Annotated in this window: 4 protein-coding genes; all 4 read left to right on the top strand. The window is 53.8% G+C overall.

Going from position 1 to position 4237, the window contains the following annotated elements:
- The first annotated feature begins 152 nt into the window (after positions 1-152).
- Positions 153-1139, top strand: a complete 987-nt coding sequence (dctP, locus tag ABF287_RS00945; protein ID WP_347183152.1) for a TRAP transporter substrate-binding protein DctP — start codon at positions 153-155, stop codon at positions 1137-1139.
- Between the two features lie 64 nt (positions 1140-1203).
- The gene (locus ABF287_RS00940) at positions 1204-1719 is read left to right on the top strand and encodes a TRAP transporter small permease subunit (protein WP_347183151.1); all 516 of its coding nucleotides are present in this window, start codon (positions 1204-1206) and stop codon (positions 1717-1719) included.
- The gene (locus ABF287_RS00935; protein ID WP_347183150.1) at positions 1712-3007 is read left to right on the top strand and encodes a TRAP transporter large permease; all 1296 of its coding nucleotides are present in this window, start codon (positions 1712-1714) and stop codon (positions 3005-3007) included. Before ABF287_RS00940 ends, ABF287_RS00935 begins: the two co-directional genes overlap by 8 nt.
- On the top strand, positions 3004-4237 hold a 1234-nt coding region (locus tag ABF287_RS00930), incomplete at its 3' end, for a sulfatase-like hydrolase/transferase (RefSeq protein ID WP_347183149.1). The genes ABF287_RS00935 and ABF287_RS00930, both read left to right, overlap by 4 nt.

The following is a 4237-nucleotide window of genomic DNA, read 5'->3' as shown; positions in this document are numbered from 1 at the left end:
TTCTGCAGCGCAGATAATAATAGTTGGTATTTTTAAAAATATAGGGTACTTTTAATTTTATCATTTATGGAGAGGTGTATGGGCCAATTTAGCCTTGTGAAAATGGCTGCAACGTCAATTACCGCTCAAGAAAACAAGGGAGATACCAAATAATGACGCCATCAATCATCAAAAATGTCGCATCCGGCTTATGTGCCGCTGCCATGCTGGCCACACCCGGCATAGCGCAGGAGAAAGTTGAACTTATCTGGTCAAGCACGATGTCGGCCACGCACTATCGCGCAACGATGCTCGACACCGTCTTCGGTGCATGTCTGGGCGACGAGTTCGAATTCACGCCATACCATGGCGCAACATTGTTCAAGCAGGGCACCGAACTGACCGCGATGCAGCGCGGCAACCTCGACATGGCCCCGATTGCCATTCCTGACCTATATAATCAGGTTCCGGAATCGAGCATTCTTTCAACTGCCTATTTGTATTCCGACTATGACCACATGCGCAGAGTTTGGGCTTCGGGTGTGCTTGAGGATCTCCTCGCCACAATTCAGGACAAGGCTGGTATCGTCGTTCTGGACAACAACTATATTGGCACGCGCCAAGTCAATCTGAAAGGCGACAAGGTTATCAACACACCTGAAGACATGGCCGGCATCAAGCTCCGCATGCCTGGCGGCGAAGTCTGGCAGTTCATTGGCGAAGCTTTGGGTGCCAATCCGACGCCAGTTGCATTTACAGAGGTTTATACCGCTCTTCAAACCGGCGCAGTTGACGGTCAGGACAATCCCTATACCGGCACCCAGCGGATGAAATTCTACGAAGTGACGGATCAGATTGTTTTGACCAACCACCTGGTCGCTAACAACTTGTTTTCTGTCTCCCGTTCCAAGTGGGATTCATTGACTGAGGCGCAACAAACCAAACTGCGTTCCTGTGCTGTCGAGTATCGCAAGGCGTTCGAGGGACGCATTCTTGAAGATGAGCAGTCCTTGCGCGCTTTCTTCGAAGGCGAAGGTCTAAACGTATACGACCCGGATCGCGATGCATTCCGCAACCACGTTCTTGGCGTCTACATGGACTCCAAATACGCGTCAGACTGGCCTGAAGGCCTTATCGACGCGATCAACGCGGTCGAGTAGTATCGATTAGGATGGGGCGGCTAATACGCCGCCCCTTTTCAATTCGGTTAGGGGCGAAACCAAGATGATAAAGGCGATTGAGAAGGGGCGGCAATTTGCGGAAGGCATTGCTGCGCTTATGCTTGGTTCAATGTTTGTCTGCTTCCTTACCCAGATTGGGTTCAGATATATTCTGGGCTGGCCGGTAGGCTGGACCATTGAGTACGTGTCCATGACGTGGCTTTGGGGCATCCTTTTTGGCTACGCCTTTGTTGTTCGCAACCCCGAGATCATCCGGTTGGACATTGTCTATACGGCGATGCCGCGAAACATTCAGCGTGCAATGGACGTGATCGCCCAGACTTTTTGTGCCGCGGTTATGCTTTGGTCGCTTCCCCAAGCAATCGATTATATTAACTTTATGCAGATCGAAAGAACTGCCTATATGCGGGTCAATTTCGCTCTGCTTTTCTCGATATACGTGCCGTTCTCAATCGCGGTCAGCATTCGCTGCCTGATGTCGGCTTGGGATGCGCTGCGCGGCCACCCTGATGATCCGGCGGTTTTGAGCAAGACGAAAGAATGCGACTGCAATGTTTGAGCCATTCACACTGTCAATTATCCTGATGGTCGTTCTGACGGTCTTTGGGCTGTCGATCGGCATCGCGATGCTGATTGGAACCATCATGTACTTGGCCCTTGCAGGCTGGGATACGTCAATCGCCACCGAAACCGTGCTGCAAGGACTGTTCAACACGTACACCCTTTTAGCCATCCCACTCTTCATCCTTGCTGCCGATATAATGAATGTTGGCTCTTTATCGGATCGCCTGCTGCGGTTTGCCGAGGCGCTGGTCGGCCGGTTCCGGGGTGGGCTGGGGCATGTGAACGTGGTGTCCAGCCTGATCTTTTCTGGCATGTCCGGTTCTGCCGTCGCCGACGCCGTTGGCATGGGCAAAATCGTTATCAACATGATGACCAAGGACGGAAAATATACCAAATCCTACGCTGCCGCTATAACTGCAGCGACGGCCACCGTCGGCCCGATCATTCCGCCGTCACTACCGATGATTATGTACGCTCTTGTCTCGGACGCCTCGATCGGTTTTCTGTTCGCCGCCGGCATTTTGCCAGGGCTGCTGATGGGCCTGATGATGGCGGGCACCAATGCCTATATTGCACACAAGCGGGATTTCCCGGTGGAAGAACCAACGCCATTGCGTGACATTCCCCGCCTAACCTGGGAGGCCTTTCCGGCTCTGATGCTGCCAGTTATTCTGCTAGGCGGTATCTATGGCGGTGTAATGACGCCGACCGAGGCCGCCGCAGTAGCGGCGTTTTACGCTTTGCTGATCTCAGTCTTGTTTTACAGGTCAGTCAGTTTCAAAGCATTCTTTGGTGCACTACGCAGCAGCTCGCGGTCAACCGCAGCAGTCGGAGTGCTGATTATGGGCGCGATGGCGTTCAACTATGTCATCACGCGCGAGAACATACCCGGCTCTCTCGCGGCCTTCATGGCACAATTCGAACTGTCCCCAATCTGGTTCCTGATTGCACTCAACGTCCTGTTCCTGCTGTTGGGTGCCGTCCTTGAACCCGGCCCAATCTTATTGATCGTCGTGCCGATCTTCATTCCAACGGTTGATGCCATGGATATTGATCTGGTGCATTTCGGGGTGATCGTTGTCATCAACGCAATGATTGGGCTGGTCACGCCGCCGGTGGGGATGCTGTTATTCATCGTCACAAATGTCACCGGGGCAAAAGTCGGCCACATCATTCGTGATGTCCTACCGTTTCTGTTCATTCTGATCTGCGCGTTGCTGATCGTCACGATCTGGGAGGACTTCGTACTCTTCGTCCCGCGTCTGCTTGGTTACACCGGATGAGAGTGAAAGAGCGGCCAAATGTTCTTTTGATCTGCGCCGATCACTGGCCCGCCGAATTGCTGGGTGTTGCGGGCCACCCGGTCATCAAGACACCTGGCCTGGACGAAATCGCTTTTACCGGGACCCGGTTCACGAATTGCTATACTGAATGTCCAGTGTGCATTCCTGCCCGCCGCACTTTGATGACCGGCCAATCGCCGCGCAGCCATGGCGACAGAACGTTTTCTGAAAAGATGCCGATACCGGATGTCACGACGCTTCCCCAAGCGTTCCGCGATGCCGGGTATCAGGCAGACGCCGTGGGCAAGCTGCACGTTTACCCCCAGCGCGATCGCATCGGTTTTGACAGCGTCCTTCTGGACGAAGAAGGCCGGACGCAATTCGGGATGGTTGATGACTATGACATGTTTCTTGGGGATCTTGGCCACACCGGGCGTCAATACGATCATGGGATGTCGACAAACCAATATGACTGGCGGCCCTGGCACCTTGATGAAGACCTGCATGTAACGAACTGGGCGACGCGCAACATGGCGCGGACTATCAAACGGCGCGATCCGACCCGTCCAGCCTTTTGGTACCTTGGGTACCGCCACCCGCACCCCCCGCTCGTGCCTTTGCAGGCCTATGTGGATTTATACCGCGATATCGGGATCGACCCGCCATATTGCGGTGATTGGGTACACGCGAATGACAACGACCCGCCGTACGCCCTGGCTGCGATGCAAGGTCGGGTGCGGCTGCACTCTGATCCCGCCATTCTAGAGGCGCGGCGCGCTTTTTACGCGCTATGCACGCAGATCGACCATCAAATCCGCTGGCTGATTGGAACGTTGCAACAGGAAGGTATTCTGGACAACACAATCATCGTGTTCATGTCCGATCACGGGGACATGCTGGGCAACCACGGCACCGTGGCTAAGCGATTGTTCTATGAAAGTTCTGCAAATGTCCCGATGATCATTATGGGCACGAAGGAATCTCCGCAGTTATTCGAAAATGGGACAGACGACCGCCTGATGGGGCTTGCCGATGTGATGCCCACATTGCTGAATATGTGCGGAATTGACGTCCCCGCGTCAGTCGACGGTACGTCGATGGCTTCCGGTGACACCAAGGACCATTTATATGGCGAATGGGGCGAAGACGACACCGCGTGCCGAATGGTCCGAGATGAGCGGTTCAAACTGATTTACTATGCCGTTGGAAATCACTTTCAGCTCTTCGATT

It is taken from the genome of Pacificibacter sp. (genome assembly GCF_039769035.1).
In the GTDB taxonomy this organism is placed as follows: Bacteria; Pseudomonadota; Alphaproteobacteria; order Rhodobacterales; family Rhodobacteraceae; genus Celeribacter.
This window is presented reverse-complemented; position numbering and strand designations above follow the sequence as displayed.

Coding starts and splice junctions, on each gene's coding strand:
- dctP (WP_347183152.1), top strand. CDS start 153: ATGACGCCATCAATCATCAAAAATGTCGCATCCGGCTTATGTGCCGCT.
- ABF287_RS00940 (WP_347183151.1), top strand. CDS start 1,204: ATGATAAAGGCGATTGAGAAGGGGCGGCAATTTGCGGAAGGCATTGCT.
- ABF287_RS00935 (WP_347183150.1), top strand. CDS start 1,712: ATGTTTGAGCCATTCACACTGTCAATTATCCTGATGGTCGTTCTGACG.